The following is an 18,196-nucleotide window of genomic DNA, read 5'->3' as shown; positions in this document are numbered from 1 at the left end:
TCAGCGATTAAGAGCCGCTGGCTTGTTGCTCAAACAGTAGCTCAATCAGTCGAAACAGATGGACACCATTGTCCTGGGCAAGCTGCGCCAAAGTCTGCTCATTGCCATTGAGTATCAGACCTTCCGATTCGAGGGCAACCCGAAGCTCGCCCACAGGTCGTTGCTGGAGGGTAGCGACCGCGCTGACAGAGCTTTGCTCGATCTGTCTGGCAACCCGCTCAAGTGGATGAGGACCACTGTCGGCAGAAAAGACAAACGCAGCCGCAATGACAAACGTACCGAGTATTAGGTTCAGCGCTCGCTTACGGTAGAAATAACCCTTAAAGGGCCTCCAGTGATTTAGAACATGCAACCCGACAATCGCGACAAAAGCGATCCCGATCCATTCATGGGCAGCCATGATCAACCCTTCCGCCAAGTGGAAAAAGAGCATTATGCCGGTCACTGAAACAATGAGTGAACTACCGATAATAAGTGGAGTCGACCACTCCCTGGTTTGAAGTTTCATCTCCCTTCTCCGGGTTAGGGAAGCTACGAACAAGCCCTTGCTAGCTTCCAGCTTGGTTCGCAATCCAGGCGCAGTTTTGAAGCAAGTCTAGACCTTGCGAAAAGCTGCAACGCAGAGTGCGTATCAAGCTGAAATCCCTCCTTAATCAAAAACAGGGCAAGGCCTGAAGTGCACAAGTTCCAGGCGTAAGCGGCAGCTAATGGCCTTAGTCCTTAGCAAAGATCGCAATGACGAAACTGTGCGCTTCAGGCGCTTGTAGAAGCCGCAGGGACTTGTTCGCAGGTTCCTTAGCTATGGTGTGGTCGCCAGTATGAAACAGTCCAATGTAAAGTCGGGTTAATCCTGTGCAAAGTTAGGTAAACCGCCTCTCAACAGGCTCGGCGGTATGTTATTCGACTACAAAAATTGCCGTTTAAGACACGATAGAGGCCTGAATCTCGATGACGATTGCAGCCCTTCGGTTGTTTTTTTACCTACATAACCGAACCCTATCACCACCATGGATTTGAAAAATAGTAGTATAAAAACAGCAAGTTAGACCCTATCCGCTCGTAAAGCCTAAGCCCTGGCATTGTCGACAATACTTAACAGAAAACCCATTTTCCGATAGAATATAGCGTCGCAAAATCAGTAATTGATGATCATAACAGGACTCGTTCAGGGTCTAGCCTGTCCAGAGGTTCTGTCTTATAACGAGGGTCATATCGTGCTTGAAGCTTACCGCAAACATGTAGAAAAACGTGCTCAAGAAGGCGTCCCCCCAAAGGCACTTGACGCCGAACAGACCGCCGCTCTGGTTGAGCTGTTGAAGACCCCTCCCGCCGGCGAAGAAGAGTTTATCCTCGATCTGCTGACCAACCGCGTTCCGGCCGGTGTAGACCAGGCCGCTTACGTGAAGGCGGGGTTCCTGGCCGCCGTTGCCAAAGGCGAAGCACAGTCTCCGCTGATCTCCAACGTTGAAGCCGTTGAGCTACTGGGCACCATGCTGGGCGGTTACAACATCGCTCCGCTGGTTGACGCCCTCGACGATGATTCACTGGCCCCAACCGCCGCTAAAGCGCTGTCCCACACCCTGCTGATGTTCGACGCTTTCCATGACGTTAAAGACAAGATGAACGCCGGCAATGCTTACGCCAAGCAGGTTGTTGAATCTTGGGCCAACGCCGAGTGGTTTACCTCCAAGCCGGCTCTGGCCGAAAAAATCACCCTGACCGTCTTCAAGGTAACCGGTGAGACCAACACCGACGACCTGTCTCCGGCTCCGGATGCTTTCACCCGTCCTGACATCCCGCTGCACGCCAATGCGATGCTGAAAATCGCCCGCGACGGCATCAACCCGGATAACAACGGCAAAGTTGGCCCGGTCCAGCAGATCAAAGCACTACAGGAAAAAGGCCATCAGCTGGCCTACGTCGGCGACGTTGTCGGTACCGGTTCATCCCGTAAGTCTGCCACCAACTCCGTACTCTGGTTCATGGGTGACGACATCCCGAACATCCCGAACAAGCGTGCTGGCGGCTACTGCTTCGGCGGCAAGATCGCTCCGATCTTCTTCAACACCATGGAAGATGCCGGTGCTCTGCCGATCGAGATGGACGTCACCAAGATGAACATGGGCGACGTCATCGACGTTTACCCGTACGAAGGCGTTGTTAAGAACGCAGCGTCCGGCGAAGTTGTTTCCGAGTTCGCCCTGAAGACTCCAGTTCTGTTCGACGAAGTCCAAGCCGGCGGCCGTATCCCGCTGATCATCGGTCGCGGCCTGACTGCCAAGGCCCGTGAAGCTCTGGGCCTGGAAGCGACCGACCTGTTCAAGCAGCCGGTTAACCCGGCCGATTCTGGCAAGGGCTACTCCCTGGCACAGAAGATGGTCGGTAAGGCCTGTGGCGTAGAAGGTATCCGTCCGGGCACCTACTGCGAGCCGAAGATGACCACCGTGGGTTCTCAGGACACCACGGGGCCGATGACCCGTGACGAGCTGAAAGACCTGGCTTGCCTGGGCTTCTCCGCCGACCTGACCATGCAGTCCTTCTGTCACACTGCCGCTTATCCGAAGCCGGTTGACGTTAACACCCACCACACCCTGCCGGACTTCATCATGAACCGCGGCGGTGTTTCCCTGCGTCCGGGCGACGGTGTTATCCACTCCTGGTTGAACCGCATGCTGCTGCCTGACACTGTCGGTACCGGTGGTGACTCCCACACCCGCTTCCCGATCGGCATCTCCTTCCCGGCCGGTTCCGGTTTGGTTGCCTTCGCAGCTGCTACCGGCGTAATGCCGCTGGATATGCCCGAATCTGTACTGGTTCGCTTCAAGGGCGAAATGCAGCCGGGTATCACCCTGCGCGACCTGGTTAACGCCATCCCGTACGCCGCTATCCAGAGCGGTGAGCTGACCGTTGCCAAAGAAGGCAAGAAGAATGTCTTCTCCGGTCGTATCCTGGAGATCGAAGGTCTGCCGGATCTGAAAGTTGAGCAGGCGTTCGAACTGTCAGACTCCGCTGCCGAGCGTTCCGCTGCAGCTTGTTCCATCAAGCTGAACGAAGCACCGATCCGCGAGTACCTGAACTCCAACATCGTGATGCTGAAGTGGATGGTATCTCAGGGCTACGGTGACGAGCGCACCATCAACCGTCGTGTTGCCGCGATGGAAGAGTGGCTGGCCAACCCGGTACTGATGGAAGCCGACGCCGACGCCGAATACGCCTCTGTTATCGAGATCGATCTGGCCACCATCAAAGAGCCGCTGCTGGCTTGCCCGAACGATCCTGACGACGTTAAGACCCTGGCTGACGTCCAAGGCACCAAGATAGACGAAGTCTTCATCGGTTCCTGTATGACCAACATCGGCCACTTCCGTGCCGCTGGTAAGGTTCTGGAGAAGGTAGGTTCTCAGTTGCCGACCCGTATGTGGATGGCTCCTCCGACCAAGATGGACCAGTTCCAACTGACCGAAGAAGGCTACTACGGCGTTTACGGCCGCGCCGGTGTGCGTACCGAAATGCCGGGCTGCTCCCTGTGTATGGGTAACCAGGCTCGCGTTGCCGCCAAGAGCACCGTGATGTCGACCTCGACCCGTAACTTCCCGAACCGTCTGGGTGATGGCGCCGACGTCTACTTGTCCTCTGCCGAGTTGGCAGCAGTAGGTGCCGCACTGGGTCGCATCCCGACCTTCGAGGAGTACATGGAGTACGCGCAGGACATCAACACCATGGCTGACGATGTCTACCGCTACCTGAACTTCAACGAGATCGAGAGCTACCAGAAAGCTGCCGCCACCGTTATCCCGACGGTTGAAGCCTAAGCTCTGAGGACAGATTTCAACCCTGTCCTCCTAAACAACTAAAGCCCCCGCAGGATTAACCTGCGGGGGCTTTTTTATGCCGACCTCTCCCACCACTGGATACTTATTAACCGAATAACAGTTGAGAGCGTAAGCCTATACTGGAGCCTGCAGAGCTCTACGCCTCAGGCAGAAAACGGGTATCCTTCAGGCTATCCTTGATCTTCTTTAGATGGGCATGGAAATCGGGGCCCCGGCGTAACGTAACTCCGGTTGCCAGCACGTCGATCACCGCCAGATGGACGATGCGAGAGCTCATCGGCATATAGACGTCGGTGTCCTCCGGCGCTTCCACCCCCAGCAGGATCGAACAGTGCTCGGCCAGCGGCGAATCGGGAGCAGTAATCCCGATAACCGTGACGCCGGCAGCCCGGGCCACCCGGGCAATCTCCACGGTCTCCTTGGTGCGGCCGGTATAGGAGATCATCACGATCACATCACCGGTACTGCACGAGGCCGCTACCATCCGCTGCATCAGCACATCGTCGTAGGCTGCAACAGGTATATTGAAGCGGAAAAATTTGTGCTGAGCATCCTGAGCCACCGGGCCCGAAGCCCCCAAGCCGTAAAACACGATCTGCTTGGCCTGTATCAACTGATCGACCGCCAGATTGACCACCGTCGGACTGAGTTTTTCCTTGGCGTAAACCAGCGCGGCAATAGTGGCATCGATAATTTTCGGGGTGTAATTTTCCGCCGTGTCGTCGGGTTCCACATGCCGATTGACGTAGGGCACCCCGGCCGCCAGCGACTGCGCCAGAGTGACTTTGAAATCGGGGAAGCCGGCGGTATCAAAGCGTTTGCAGAAGCGATTGACGGTCGGCTCGCTGACCTCGGCCGCCTTCGCCAGCACTGCGATGGATGAGCGAGTCGCCGCCTGCGGATCCGCCAAAATCACCTCGGCCACCTTGCGCTCCGATCGGTTCAGACTATTCAGCTCTTCGTTGATTCGACTCAGCATATTGGTCTTGCTCATACTTACTCTTCTCCCCCTAGCTACGGCACCCTACCCGGCAATCCTGACCCACTATATAACAGATACTGACGAATAAGTAATTGGGTTACATCTTGGTCAGATTTTAATCTCCCTCAATCACCCCAACACCTCCCGCACCAAAGCCTCTCCTTACATATCATCTGCAATTTCAACAAATTAGTCGATATCAGAACTTTTCTGCACACAAACAGCTAAGTTCAAGATCAATTAAATTACGTAATTTTAATAAATTTACATCGACAAACACTGAGCCAAAGGGTATAAATATACGTAATTTTACAACAAGATCGTTAGAGAGGTGAGCTCATGTCTATCCGCGTCGCAATCAATGGTTACGGGCGCATCGGTCGCAATGTTCTGCGCGCACTGTACCAGTCCGATAAGAAAGAACTGATTTCCATCGTGGCCATCAACGATCTCGGTGACGCCAACATCAATGCTCACCTAACCCAATTCGATACCGTCCACGGTCGCTTTGCTGGCACTGTCGAGGTCGACAATAACGACCTAATCATCAACGGCGACCGAGTTCGTACATTCTCCGAGCGCGATCCTTCGAAATTGCCCTGGTCCGATCTAGGGATTGATGTGGTCTATGAATGCACCGGCCTGTTTACCAGCCGGGATAAGGCAGCCGCGCACATCGAAGCAGGGGCACGCAAAGTCATCATTTCGGCACCTGCCGCCGGGGCGGATGCCACCATCGTCTACGGCATCAACCAGCACGTTCTAACGTCGGAGCACCAGATCATCTCCAATGCCTCCTGTACAACCAACTGCCTAGCCCCCGTGGCCAAGCCGCTGAACGATGCGCTAGGGATCGAAAACGGCTTAATGACCACCATCCACGCGTACACCAACGACCAGAACCTGAACGACGTGTATCACAGCGATCTATACCGCGCCCGCTCGGCGACGCAATCGATGATTCCCACTAAGACCGGCGCCGCCGCCGCCGTCGGACTGGTACTTCCCGAGCTCAACGGCCGCCTGGACGGCATGGCCGTCCGCGTCCCCACCATCAATGTCTCCCTGGTTGACCTGACCTTCAGCGCCAGTCGTGACACCACAGCGGCCGAGGTCAACGCCATTCTCAAGGAAGCCGCACTGGGCCGGCTAAAGGGCATCCTCGCGTACAACGAACTACCGTTGGTTTCGGCCGACTTCAACCAGGACCCGGCCTCCTCCACCTTTGACGCCACCCAGACTCGGGTCAACGGCCGTTTGGTCAAGGTAATGGCCTGGTACGACAACGAGTGGGGATTCTCGAATCGTATGCTGGACAACACACTGGCACTGATGAAGGCCGATTCGGGCCAATAAGGGGCGACCAATGAAACGCAGAACCAAAATCGTCGCCACGCTGGGGCCTGCCACCGATACCCCTGAGGCGATCGAACGACTGATCCAGACGGGCGTTAACGTGGTGCGACTTAATTTTTCCCACGGCAGCCCCAAAGAACACCAGCAGCGGGCGGATCTAGTCCGTGAATATGCCCGCAAGCTCAACCGATTTGTCGCCATACTGGGGGACCTACAGGGCCCCAAAATCCGGATCGCTCGCTTTCGGGATGATAAGGTCCACCTCGCCAAGGGGCAGACCTTCATCCTGGATGCCGAGCTGGACCGAAACGCCGGTGATGCGAACCAGGTCGGAATCGAGTACAAGGAGCTGGTCACCGACAGTCAGAACGGCGACATCCTGCTGTTGGACGATGGCCGAATCGTGCTGGAAGTCCAACGAATCGAGGCCAGCCGACTGATCTGCAACGTAGTGACCGGCGGCCCCCTGTCCAATAACAAAGGGATCAACCGCCAGGGCGGTGGCCTGTCTGCTGCGGCGCTGACCGCCAAGGATCGTCGGGACATCCTGACCGCCGCCCGTATCGGGGTCGACTACCTGGCCGTCTCCTTCCCTCGTGATGCCGAAGACATGCACCTGGCCCGCCAGCTGTTGAGTGAGGCCGGCGGCGAAGCCGGCCTGATCGCCAAGATCGAACGGGCCGAGGCGGTTAATGATGATAGGGTACTCGATACCATTATCGAGGCCTCCGACGGCGTTATGGTCGCCCGAGGTGATCTGGGGGTAGAGATCGGGGATGCCGAACTGATCGGCGTGCAGAAGCACATCATCGACCGAGCCCGCTCCCTCAACCGCGTGGTGATCACCGCCACCCAGATGATGGAGACCATGATCACCCAGCCGATGCCCACCCGGGCCGAGGTGTTCGATGTTGCCAATGCGGTGCTGGACGGCACCGATGCGGTGATGCTGTCAGCAGAAACCGCTGCCGGAGCCTACCCCATCGAAACCGTTGAGGCGATGGCGCGGGTTATTCTTGGCGCCGAAAAGCACCCCCAGGCACACACCTCCAAACACCGACTAAGCGAGTCGTTCCGACATATAGACGAGTCGATCGCCCTGGCTGCCATGTACACCGCCAACCACCTTTCCGGCGTGAAAGCGATCATCTGCATGACCGAAAGCGGCGCCACCCCGCTGCTGATGTCACGGATCCGTTCCGACCAGCCGATCTATGCCTTTTCGCGTCACCCGCGCACCCAAAACCGAGTAGCCCTGTTCCGAGGGGTCAAGACAGTGCCTTTCGACAGCGAAGAAATCGCCCACGAAGAGGTTAATCAGCGGGCGATTGATGAACTTAGGACTCGAGGCGTCATCGAGGACGGCGACCTGGTGATTATCACCAAGGGCGACTATGTGAACTGCCTAGGGGGAACCAATACCCTGAAGGTGGTCCGCGTCGGACGGGACATCCGCTAACCCGGAAACAACCTATCGATACAGAGAAACACCATGAACAATGCTGAACACAAGCCCGCCGAGGCCCCTAAAAACAACCGCTACGACTACAGCAATGCCGATCGTCCCCGGGATTTCGATATCCGTATCGAGGTCGCCGAGCAACAGGAGATCGACCAGCGCAGCCGACAGCAATTCAGCAACCACCGTTGGCAATGCTCCGAATACGACTTTTAACATCCCAGACCGAAGGACAACCAGCCCCATGAGTTTGATCACCGACATTCAAGCCCGCGAAGTCCTTGACTCCCGAGGCAACCCCACCGTTGAAGCGGACGTCACTCTGGCATCCGGCGCCTTCGGAACCGCCTGCGCCCCCTCCGGCGCATCCACCGGTTCCCGCGAGGCGCTGGAGCTGCGTGACGGTGACAAACACCGCTACCTGGGAAAGGGCGTACTGAAGGCTGTTGCGGCAATCAACGGTCCGATCCGTGATGCGCTGATCGGCAAAGATGCGCTGAATCAGCGCGCCATCGACCAGACCATGATCGATCTGGACAGTACTGAGAACAAACAAAGCTTGGGCGCCAACGCCATACTTGCCGTCTCGCTGGCGACTGCCAAAGCCGCTGCTGCCGCACAGGGCATTCCCCTCTACGCCCATATCGCCTTTCTCTACAGCAAAGACGATGCCGACGACTTCACCATGCCGGTGCCAATGATGAACATCCTCAATGGCGGCGAGCATGCCGACAACAACGTCGACATCCAGGAATTTATGATTCAGCCGGTTTCCGCGCCGACGTTTGCCGAAGCGCTGCGGGTCGGTGCAGAGATCTTTCACAACCTGAAGAAGGTTCTTTCGGCCCGTGGACTCAACACGGCCGTGGGTGACGAAGGCGGATTCGCTCCCGACCTGGCCTCCAACGAAGAGGCACTGATTGTGATCCAGCAAGCAGTTGAAAACGCCGGTTACGTGCTGGGTAAGGATGTCACCCTGGCCTTGGACTGTGCCGCCTCCGAGTTCTACAAGAACGGTCAATACCATCTGTCCGGAGAGGACAAGCAGTTCGACTCCGAAGGTTTTGCCGACTACCTGGCTGACCTGTCAGCCAGGTACCCCATCGTCTCCATCGAGGATGGCATGGACGAGAACGACTGGGACGGCTGGGCCAGCCTGACCAGCAAGATCGGCGACAAGGTGCAGCTGGTGGGCGATGATCTGTTCGTCACCAATACCAAAATTCTCAAGGAAGGCATCGATCGCACTATCGGTAACTCGATCCTGATCAAATTCAACCAGATCGGCTCCCTGTCCGAAACCTTAGACGCCATCAAGATGGCACAGGACGCCGGCTTCACCGCGGTGATATCTCACCGCTCCGGCGAAACTGAGGACACTACCATCGCCGACCTGGCCGTGGCCACAAAGGCCGGCCAGATCAAGACAGGCTCCTTGTGCCGTTCCGATCGTGTCGCCAAGTACAATCGCCTATTGCGGATCGAAGGCGAGCTGGCAGACAAAGCGCGCTACAACGGACTTTCCGAAATCAAAGGGCAGCCATCGTAACCAACAACCCCATGAAAAGAGCAACAGTACGCCGATCTTTCCTGTGTCCCGGGCACTCCAGGGCACAGGCTTTTTAAACATCCCAACTTTCGAGACTCGAACCGATGCAACAGCTGAACCGCACCATGGCAGCCAGTAAATCGATAGCACTGGTGGCCCACGACAACCGGAAAGAGAGCCTGCTCAACTGGGCCGAGCGTCATCGGGATGCATTGTCCCGACACCAGCTGTTTGCCACCGGCACCACCGGATCCCTACTCTCAAACCGCTTGGGACTGGAGGTTAACGCACTGCTCAGCGGCCCCATGGGAGGAGATCAGCAGCTGGGTGCAAAGATTGCCGAGGGGAAGATCGAACTACTGGTGTTCTTCTGGGATCCATTGGAACAGCAACCCCACGACCCCGACGTCAAGGCGCTGCTTCGCATCGCAGCCGTCTGGAACATCCCCGTCGCCTGCAACCTGGCAACCGCAGACTTCCTGTTTTCCTCTAACCTGATTGATAGCCGCTACGACCAAAGCGTTCCAAATTATGAAAACTACCTAAAGCGACGCACCAGCAATGGATGACCTGATCCACTATATCGGTATGGCAGCCGCACTATGCACAACCCTTTCGTTTATCCCTCAGGTGATTCATATTTTGCGCAACCGGGAGACCTCGGGCATATCCTTGGGAATGTATGTCACCTTTACCTTCGGCGTCAGCCTCTGGGTCATCTACGGCTTTGCCCGGAGCGATATGCCGGTATTACTGGCCAATGCTGTTACCCTAGTGCTAACCCTGTCGGTGCTCGGCCTGACCCTCAAGGAGCGGATACGCCGCACTCTATCCAATATGAAGCGCACGGACTAATACCATGGCGCTCAATGCAGTCCTGTTTGATTTCGACGGCACACTGGTCGATTCCGAGCCGCTACACTTCCGCGTCTGGCAGCAGCTGCTTAGCACCCATTCCATCGAATTCAGCGAACAAGACTATAAACAGCTGTTGCTGGGCGTGCCCAGCCATCAAAGCACGCGCCTGCTGATCGACAGATTTCAATTAGACCTCTCCGCCAAAGAGCTGCAGCAACAGCGTGCCGCGATTCTACATGCACGATTGTCAGAGTCCTCTCCCCCGTTGATGCCTTACGCTCAACAAACGCTGGTGCGGCTAAAGCAGCAGGGCCTGGCGTTGGCACTAGTCAGCGCCTCCGGCCGCAGGGAGATAGATCGCGTTCTTGATGCCCACGCTTTCGCTGACGTGTTCGACACCCTCATCACCGGGGATGATATCGATCGTGCCAAGCCGAACCCTGACTGTTACCTTGCAGCACTGAAGCGACTCGACCTCACCCCGATGGACAGCATAGCCGTGGAAGACACCCGCACCGGCATTCAAGCCGCCCGGGCTGCAAACCTGCCCTGCCTGGCCGTTAGAAATGGCTACACCCCCGAGCACCAATTAGCGCAGGCGACCAGAACCTTTGCGCACCTAGGGGAGGCTTGTGATTGGATTGTCAGCAAGGTATGCCCAGGGACTTACCCGTGACCGAGTCAATAACCCCCCCCTTGCCCACTACCTGCTCGCCAACCTTAATCAGCACGAGCAGAGTCACAGCTCGAACACTTTCAAAGTCGCCCTTAACAACGATTCCGATAGCCTGGGCTAACTGCTTAGCTATCTGTTTTCCGAGACGGGCTTAGACGATACACCGCTGCCCCTGGTGTTGAATGATTTTCTCCTAATCTACAACCCAATCACTCACGGGGTAGTGCGCTTCTTTATCAAACATATGCCCCAGCGGCTAAGACTCATCATCACCAACCAAATCCTCCACCCATCGGCATAGCAACACTGCGTATCCAAGGAAAACCGCTGAAGATTCAGGCATCGGATCTCGCCTTTGACCACGACGAATCTTCACGTTTTTTGCCTCACCCCTACCGTTCGAATTCGATCAAGTCGCGGCTGAGAAACTAACACAAGGGAGGTAGCAGTCTGGCCACCGCGAAGATGGGCAGACGAACGAGAGTATCGGTGCACCCCCAGACTCTTGAAGCAACGAAACACCCTTATTGCAGGCCAGCAGTTAAGACCGCCCACACTCTGATTTGGCCAAATAATTACTGCGATATAGGGGTAATCGATCAGCAGGATACGGGCAACCAAAGGGATTGATTGCCGACGCTAGAAAAACGCGGTCGGGCATCCGCTGAAGGGGGGGGGGGGGGGAGGACGCACACCCGACCGACGCCGGTCATTCCGTGACACGACCAACAACACCGCAATGGACTCGGCGCGTTGGAAAGCTCCAAGTGCAGTCGGGCTAACCGACATACACCCGGAAGGCAAAGTGCTGGACGTTAGATACCGGCGCTGAAGTTGTAGGCCACCCCGACCGACAGCGCATCGCCATGGCCGAAGTTGGTTTCAGCATCCGAATCGTACTCGACGTATTGAACAAAGGCCGAGACGCCCTCTCCCAAGTCATAGTCAGCCAGTAGATGCACCGCGCTGCCTTCCTGGCTGGCATCGTTGTCAAATGCCCGATAACCGGCTTTAAAGGTCACATCCTCGACCTTGTACGAAGCTCCCAGCCCCATCAACTCGTTGCCTGTCACTTCTTCATTCTGATAAGTCGCAAACACGCCTAGAAGCCCCAGACTGACGGACCCGCCCAGAGAGGTGAGCTCGACTTCACCAGAATCAAAGTCCTCGTCGACTTCGTAGTACGACGCCTGAACATCGTAGCTATCACCCACTACACTCAAGCCCAGCGTGTAACCATCCGCATCCTCTGCCGGCGTAGAATCATCGGCATCGACATCACTGATGACCTGAACAAATCCGTTGACCGGACCAAAGCTGGGGGTCACGTAACTCAAGGCGTTACCCACCCGATCGGGCCCCTGGGTGAAGACACCCGAGTCATTCTTGAATTGATCGATCTTCTTGGCCGCGGCCATCAAGTTGTTCTGGCGCCCGAAAATCGCCTCTCCAAAGCCGTTTTTCAGATTAATCTGCGCCTTACGGACCCCAACGTCACCGACGTCTCGATCATCGGTGCCGAGACCGGCATTGTTGGCCAGATCGAACTCAATCTGCCAGCGAGCTTCCAGATCGTCGAATTTATCCAACTTGATGCTCTGCTTTGCCCCCAAACGGGCGGCGTCAACAAAGGTATCCAGATCAGTATCGTCCCGGTCTACCGACCGCACCTCGACGGTACCGTAAATCGTGAACGGACCCGCTTCGGCCAACACACTTCCAGAAACGGACATTGCCCCCATCGCAACCAGGGCTGGCAAGGCATGACTTACAGACTTTTTCATCTTCGTTCTCAACTCGTTGTGTACACAGAGCCCCATCCCTGGCACCCCTGTACTCTGTTATTTTTATTACATGCGATTAAGCTCGGCTGGATAAATCGTTCACACAACCACTATCGCGTAACTACACAACAAGTTTGACGGGACCAATTGCCCACAAAAAATACTTTCTCAGCAATATATCTGTATTATTTTGCTTTTATTACGTTCTTTAACAAACTAATTGTCTTTATCTCAACATCCAACCCAATCAGACACCAGGAGTGGCAGCCCAAACAAGTAGCTTTTTTACAATTAGTTAAGCCAACTGATTGCGTGTCGACGATAGTTATGATGCAAAACATCACCACCAAAGCGTGGTTTATTTACCAACACAAAAGCGCAAAAAGTGGATACGCAGGCTACTCAGCGGGAGGAAGAATCAGCGCGATAAGAACATCGGTATGCTGAGGGGGTCATCTTTTTCAGCGCCACAAAGCGGCGATTGAAGTTGGATATGTTCCGAAAACCCACTTCAAAGCAGATCTGCGTTATCGGTAGGCCAGAATTTGCCAGCAATTCGCATGATTTTTGGACACGCAGGTGATTGATGAACTCGACAAATCCAACCCCGGTCTCCTTCTTGAATCGCCTACAAAGGTGACCTGCACTCATACCGAATTCCTCGGCAATCCTGTCCTGAATCACGGGCTCGCTGTAGTGACGGCACAGATAATCCATCACCGACTTGATCCGAGGACTGATACCGGAACTAGCGACCCGCGGGTAGGCCGCGGAGACCAGTCGGGTTGACTGTGAGCATCCAGCCAGCAAATCGAGTAACAGATAGAATATCGCCAGCCGTTTGCAACCTTGCGCGTCGAGCAGTTGATGCATCATCTCTGCGGCCTGCTGTCGCGTCTTTCCACCAAACGCCAACCCGGCTCGCGCGCCCTCCATGAACGCCTCCAGTCCTAACAGATCAGGGGCTAGTTGGTTGCCGCTACGTAACAGCGTTTCGGAAAAGTGCACCTGAATGTGACGAGCTGCGGTTTCGCTCTGTTGCGGATGAAGGTGCCAAGCGTGAGGGAGCCCAGGACCGATTAAGACAAGATCCCCCTCAGCGTACTGGTCTCGATGATCACCGACGATCAGGGATCCCGCTGACTCCCCAACCAGATGCAACTCAAAGCGCCGGTGAAAATGCCATTGGCCGGATTGGCGGATCGCACTCTGGGCACAGACACGAAAGTCCCCTTCGATACCGATTTCAACCGGACCCGCAGCCCCATCGCCCGGTTGTTCAAGAAGCGCATCCACCATCAAACTCCTGCAACACTTTTCACGACATGAACGCGCCCAGAAACCAACCGCCCAGGCTGTGAGCGAATAAACCTCGCTCACCCAGCAGACACAGGGGTTTCAATGCGAATAAGGAGAGATAAGCCAACTACCTGGATCGAGCAGAACGCTTACCCTATCCAGCATCACGGCGACTCAACCAGCGTGGAGATACTGAAATCGTATTGCATCAGAAGCGGGTTCATAACCCGTGAAAATCGACGGAAATCCACCCCAAGATCCTCGTCGTTGAACAGAGCCGAAAACTGGTCGATGTTTTCCGGGACAAGCAACCCCATACCAGACAGGTAGCGAACGTCGAGATCATCCAGCTCACCACTCATCAGATAATCGTGGATCACCACCATCACCCAAGCCCCCTCAAAGAAATGACCACCGACCGACGCCTGTACCCTACCGGCCCTGATATGGGATCGCACCTCAGGCACCCAGTCGAAGCCTCCAATAACCGGAAACGCCGGACCAGCCCCCCTTTCGGCAAGCAGGTCTGCCCCGCCCAACGCCAAGACGTCGGCAGCGGTCCAGATCACGGATATCTGCTGATGGCGCCGCAACAGCTTGCCAACAACCCGGTGCGCTTCGCTACGCCGCCAGTCGACATTGACGACCTGAAGCAGCTCGACCAGCGGATCTTCCTCCACCGCCCTCTTTAAGCCTTCATACCTCAACCGGGCCGGCATCTCGGCCACTGGACCGTTGATTCCCAACACGGTGATCTGCTGCTCAACACCGCTGGGCTGTCGCTGCTTGGCAACCTGAATCAGGTACCTGGCAAGATCGTACCCACCCTCCTCATCGTCGGGCGCGAACTCCGCTAGCCAGTATCGGTAACGCTCCCTGGGCTGACCCAGCAGCAGGCGTTCCGAATCGAACGGCAGCGTGTTGAACGTGATCGTAGGTACCCGGGCCGCTTCGGCGAGATCCAGTATCGCCCGGGTGGTCTTCTTGTAGGGTTTGAAGACCATGAAATCCGGCTTGCTGGGTTGCTGCAGACGAAGTTGAATCTGCCTCACGTAGCGCTGGTGATCATCCTCTCCGTAATGAACCTCCAGCTCCATACCGAAATCATCACCAGCGTCCGCCATCACCCTCACCAGCTGTTGCCAGAAAGCGGTCGGACTATGGGGTAGAAACAGCGCTACCCGAGACGGTGCTGCAAGCCCTTGAGCAGGCAAACTCAGCAGCACAAGCAACAGCAACCATCGACGGTAAAGGTACATTGGCTACGCTCCCGGCTCTTGAAAAGAGCCCTTTGTTAGAGCTTAGTCGCCATGCAAACCACCGGCGCAGGCCAGCCACTCGCGACCAACCCGCCGCTGTGATCTATGCGTTTTCGGCGCTACAGCAAGCGTCCTTCGGTTTCCGGATTGAACAACACCGCTTTGGACATATCCACCATGAACTCCATGTCCGACCCGACCGGTTTTTCCTCCCGGGGATCGACCCGACAGTCAACCTCCTGCCCGTTGAGAGAGATCAGCACCAGGGTGTCGGGTCCCGTGGGTTCGGCCACACTGACCTTGGCCGAGAAGCGCGCCACGTGGTCCAGGTTATCCTTGTGGGGGATGACATGGGTGATCTGTTCGGGGCGGATTCCCAGAATCACCTCTTTTCCGATCCAGGACTGCAACGAGTTGTCACCGTGCACCAGGGGCAAACGGTAGCTGGAACCCTCAGAGGTGGTCACGCCCACCGCGTAACCGCCATCGACGCATTGCAACTCGCAACGCAAGAAGTTCATCGCCGGGGAGCCCATAAAGCCGGCTACGAACATGTTGGCGGGATCATCGTAAATCTGCTGCGGGGTACCAAACTGCTGCACCTCGCCGTCCTTCATCACTGCAATCCTGTCGGCCAGGGTCATCGCCTCGATCTGGTCGTGGGTAACGTAGACGATGGTGGTCTTGAGCCGCTGGTGCAGCTTCTTGATCTCCGTGCGCATCTCTACCCGCAACTTGGCATCAAGGTTGGAAAGCGGCTCGTCGAACAGATAGATCTTGGGATGACGGGCCAGGGCCCGTCCCATGGCGACACGTTGGCGCTGACCACCGGAAAGCTGTGAGGGTTTGCGGTCCAGCAGATGACCGATCTGCAACAACTCCGCCACCCGCTCAACCTCTCGGTTACGCTCCTCTTTGGGCACCTTGCGGATCTCCAGGGCGAAGGCGATGTTTTGCCGCACACTCATACTGGGATAGAGCGCGTAGGATTGAAACACCATGGCGATATCACGGTCCTTGGGTGCCAGCCCGGTCACATTTGTGCCCCCGATATGAATATCACCCGAGGTGACATCCTCCAGACCAGCGATGCTGTTCATCAGGGTGGACTTACCGCACCCAGAGGGACCCACCAGAATCAGGAACTCACCCGCTTCGATGCTCAGATCGATACCCTTGAGCACGTCCACGGTACCGAAGGTTTTCTTGACACTTTGAATCTCTAACGTAGCCATAATCAATACCTTGCCTTTGTTATTTTATGCAGCGCGTTGGCTTTAAGATGAACGTTTAACCCTTGACCGCGCCGGCGGTCAGCCCTCTTACGAAGTACTTGCCGGCCAGTACATACACCACCAGTGTGGGCAGCGCGGCGATCATTGCCGAAGCCATATCAACGTTGTACTCCTTCACACCGGTGGAGCTGTTGACCAGGTTGTTGAGGGCCACGGTGATAGGCTGGGTGTCGCCACCGGAGAACACCACTCCGAACAGGAAGTCGTTCCACACCTGGGTAAACTGCCAGATGATGCACACCACAAAGATGGGGCCCGACAGCGGCAGGATGATCCGCCAGAAGATGGTGAAGAAACCGGCGCCATCGATCTTGGCCGCACTCACCAGCTCGGTCGGAACCGCAATATAGAAGTTACGGAAGAACAGCGTCGTGAACGCCATGCCGTAAACAATATGAACGAACACCAGGCCGGTAGTGGTGTTGGCCAGGCCCAGCCACCCCAGGGTCTGAGCCATCGGCAGAATGACCACTTGGAACGGAATAAAGCAGCCGAACAGCATCATCCCGAAGAACAGATCGCTGCCACGGAACTTCCACTTGGTCAGCACGTACCCGTTCAGCGCCCCCAGGAAGGTGGAGATCAACACCGCCGGGATAGTGATCTGGAACGAGTTCCAGAAATAGGTGCCGATACCATCACAGCTGACGCCGGTACAGGCACTGGACCACGCCTTGCCCCAGGCGCCAAATAGGACCTCCTGCGGCCAAGAGATCAGGTTGCCGGCACGGATATCATCCATGCTCTTCAACGAGGTGAGCAGCATCACCACCAGCGGCATCAGGTAGAACAGCACGGCGGCGATCAGCACCGCGTAAAGAACGAACCGGCCTATCAGCGCGGATCGGGGATCGATTCGAGACGGATTAGCCATGGTGCTTACCTCGCAGTTCGGAGTAGAGATAGGGGATCAGAATGGCCAGCACCACGGCGAGCATCATCATCGCGCTGGCAGAGCCCAGTCCCATCTGGCCGCGGCTGAATGAGGTGACATACATAAAGGTGGCCGGAAGATCGGTTGAATAGCCCGGACCGCCACCGGTCAACGCCATCACCAGGTCAAAGCTTTTGATCGCGATGTGGGACAGAATGATAAAGGCGCTGAAAAAAACCGGCCGCAAGTGAGGCAGAATGATGCGTCGATAAATCGTCGGCATACTGGCACCGTCAAGCTGCGCTGCCTTAACGATGGAACCATCAACACCGCGAAGACCGGCCAGAAACAGCGCCATCACGAAGCCCGAAGACTGCCAGACCGCCGCAATCACCAGGGTGTAGACCGCCATGTCCGGATTGACCAGCCAATCGAACTGGAAGTTGTCGAAGCCCCAGTCCTGCATCAGCTTCTCAAGACCCAGACCCGGATTCAGAATCCACTTCCAAGCGGTCCCGGTAACGATAAAGGAGAGCGCCATCGGATAGAGAAAAACGGTACGGATTGCGCCTTCGGCACGGATACGCTGATCCAGCAGGATCGCCATCAGCACCCCGAGCGCCAAGCAGACCAGGATAAACAACCCGCCAAAGACCAGGATATTCCAGGACGCCACCATCCAGCGGTCGTTATCGAGCAACTTCTCATATTGAAGAAAACCGACAAAGTCGTACTTGGGCAGAAAACGCGACTTGGTCAGGGAAAGCACCCCGGTCCAGATCACATAACCATAGATAAAAATCAGGGTGGAGATGATGGTGGGCCCCAGCACCATCTTCGGCAGCCAGCGCTGCAACCAATCCAGCGGACTGGATGACGTGGCTCTGACCGCAGCCTCTGTTCCCTTAGAAGAGGGCTTGGCAACAGCTTCGCTTACGTTACTCATACTCATGGGAGAAACCTCTTTGCGAG

General features: G+C 56.1%; 16 protein-coding genes. 8 read left to right on the top strand and 8 right to left on the bottom strand.

What is annotated here, in order from left to right; translation table 11 throughout:
- Positions 1-7: 7 nt before the first annotated feature.
- On the bottom strand, positions 8-508 hold the full coding sequence (locus DV711_RS02270; protein WP_114694019.1) for a DUF4405 domain-containing protein: 501 nt from the start codon (positions 506-508) through the stop codon (positions 8-10).
- A 706-nt stretch (positions 509-1,214) separates the two neighbouring features.
- On the opposite strand from DV711_RS02270, the gene acnB reads away from it, so the two are divergent.
- A complete protein-coding gene (gene acnB / locus DV711_RS02265) occupies positions 1,215-3,812 on the top strand; it encodes a bifunctional aconitate hydratase 2/2-methylisocitrate dehydratase (protein ID WP_114694891.1) in 2,598 nt (865 codons plus the stop codon).
- 157 nt (positions 3,813-3,969) lie between these two features.
- Here the strand turns inward: acnB and DV711_RS02260 are convergent, their stop codons facing one another.
- Positions 3,970-4,827, bottom strand: coding sequence for a MurR/RpiR family transcriptional regulator (locus DV711_RS02260; RefSeq protein WP_114694018.1), 858 nt, complete (start codon positions 4,825-4,827; stop codon positions 3,970-3,972).
- A 327-nt stretch (positions 4,828-5,154) separates the two neighbouring features.
- Between DV711_RS02260 and gap the strand changes: the two genes are divergently transcribed.
- The 7 genes from gap to DV711_RS02225 all read left to right on the top strand — a co-directional run bounded on the left by gap (position 5,155) and on the right by DV711_RS02225 (position 10,713).
- Positions 5,155-6,171, top strand: a complete 1,017-nt coding sequence (gene gap / locus DV711_RS02255) for a type I glyceraldehyde-3-phosphate dehydrogenase (protein WP_114694017.1) — start codon at positions 5,155-5,157, stop codon at positions 6,169-6,171.
- Positions 6,172-6,181: 10 nt separating this feature from the next.
- Entirely contained in the window at positions 6,182-7,630 is a 1,449-nt protein-coding gene (gene pyk, locus DV711_RS02250) for a pyruvate kinase (RefSeq protein WP_114694016.1), read from the top strand.
- A 33-nt stretch (positions 7,631-7,663) separates the two neighbouring features.
- Positions 7,664-7,846: a hypothetical protein gene (locus DV711_RS02245; RefSeq protein WP_114694015.1), complete on the top strand. Its 183-nt coding sequence runs from the start codon at positions 7,664-7,666 to the stop codon at positions 7,844-7,846.
- 28 nt (positions 7,847-7,874) lie between these two features.
- On the top strand, positions 7,875-9,179 hold the full coding sequence (gene eno / locus DV711_RS02240; RefSeq protein ID WP_114694014.1) for a phosphopyruvate hydratase: 1,305 nt from the start codon (positions 7,875-7,877) through the stop codon (positions 9,177-9,179).
- Positions 9,180-9,283: 104 nt separating this feature from the next.
- Positions 9,284-9,748, top strand: a complete 465-nt coding sequence (locus DV711_RS02235; protein WP_114694013.1) for a methylglyoxal synthase — start codon at positions 9,284-9,286, stop codon at positions 9,746-9,748.
- A complete protein-coding gene (locus tag DV711_RS02230; protein WP_114694012.1) occupies positions 9,741-10,034 on the top strand; it encodes a SemiSWEET family sugar transporter in 294 nt (97 codons plus the stop codon). Before DV711_RS02235 ends, DV711_RS02230 begins: the two co-directional genes overlap by 8 nt.
- A gap of 4 nt (positions 10,035-10,038) precedes the next feature.
- A complete protein-coding gene (locus DV711_RS02225; protein WP_114694011.1) occupies positions 10,039-10,713 on the top strand; it encodes an HAD family hydrolase in 675 nt (224 codons plus the stop codon).
- Between the two features lie 815 nt (positions 10,714-11,528).
- Here the strand turns inward: DV711_RS02225 and DV711_RS02220 are convergent.
- The 6 genes from DV711_RS02220 to DV711_RS02195 all read right to left on the bottom strand — a co-directional run bounded on the left by DV711_RS02220 (position 11,529) and on the right by DV711_RS02195 (position 18,176).
- Positions 11,529-12,497, bottom strand: coding sequence for a porin (locus tag DV711_RS02220; protein WP_165839971.1), 969 nt, complete (start codon positions 12,495-12,497; stop codon positions 11,529-11,531).
- 402 nt (positions 12,498-12,899) lie between these two features.
- Complete coding sequence (locus tag DV711_RS02215; protein WP_165839970.1) at positions 12,900-13,793, bottom strand: helix-turn-helix transcriptional regulator; 894 nt, start codon at positions 13,791-13,793, stop codon at positions 12,900-12,902.
- 167 nt (positions 13,794-13,960) lie between these two features.
- Positions 13,961-15,055 carry an ABC transporter substrate-binding protein gene (locus DV711_RS02210; protein ID WP_114694008.1) on the bottom strand — a complete coding sequence of 365 codons (1,095 nt, stop codon included), beginning with the start codon at positions 15,053-15,055 and terminating at the stop codon, positions 13,961-13,963.
- Between the two features lie 119 nt (positions 15,056-15,174).
- Entirely contained in the window at positions 15,175-16,290 is a 1,116-nt protein-coding gene (locus tag DV711_RS02205; protein WP_114694007.1) for an ABC transporter ATP-binding protein, read from the bottom strand.
- 55 nt (positions 16,291-16,345) lie between these two features.
- Positions 16,346-17,224, bottom strand: coding sequence for a carbohydrate ABC transporter permease (locus tag DV711_RS02200; RefSeq protein ID WP_114694006.1), 879 nt, complete (start codon positions 17,222-17,224; stop codon positions 16,346-16,348).
- Positions 17,217-18,176: a carbohydrate ABC transporter permease gene (locus tag DV711_RS02195; protein WP_243633712.1), complete on the bottom strand. Its 960-nt coding sequence runs from the start codon at positions 18,174-18,176 to the stop codon at positions 17,217-17,219. Before DV711_RS02195 ends, DV711_RS02200 begins: the two co-directional genes overlap by 8 nt.
- Positions 18,177-18,196 lie beyond the last annotated feature (20 nt).

This window comes from Motiliproteus coralliicola (assembly GCF_003345655.1).
GTDB classification, from domain to species: domain Bacteria; phylum Pseudomonadota; class Gammaproteobacteria; order Pseudomonadales; family Balneatricaceae; genus Motiliproteus; species Motiliproteus coralliicola.
The sequence above is the reverse complement of the archived record's forward strand: the minus strand, read 5'-3'. Positions and strand labels throughout refer to the sequence as shown.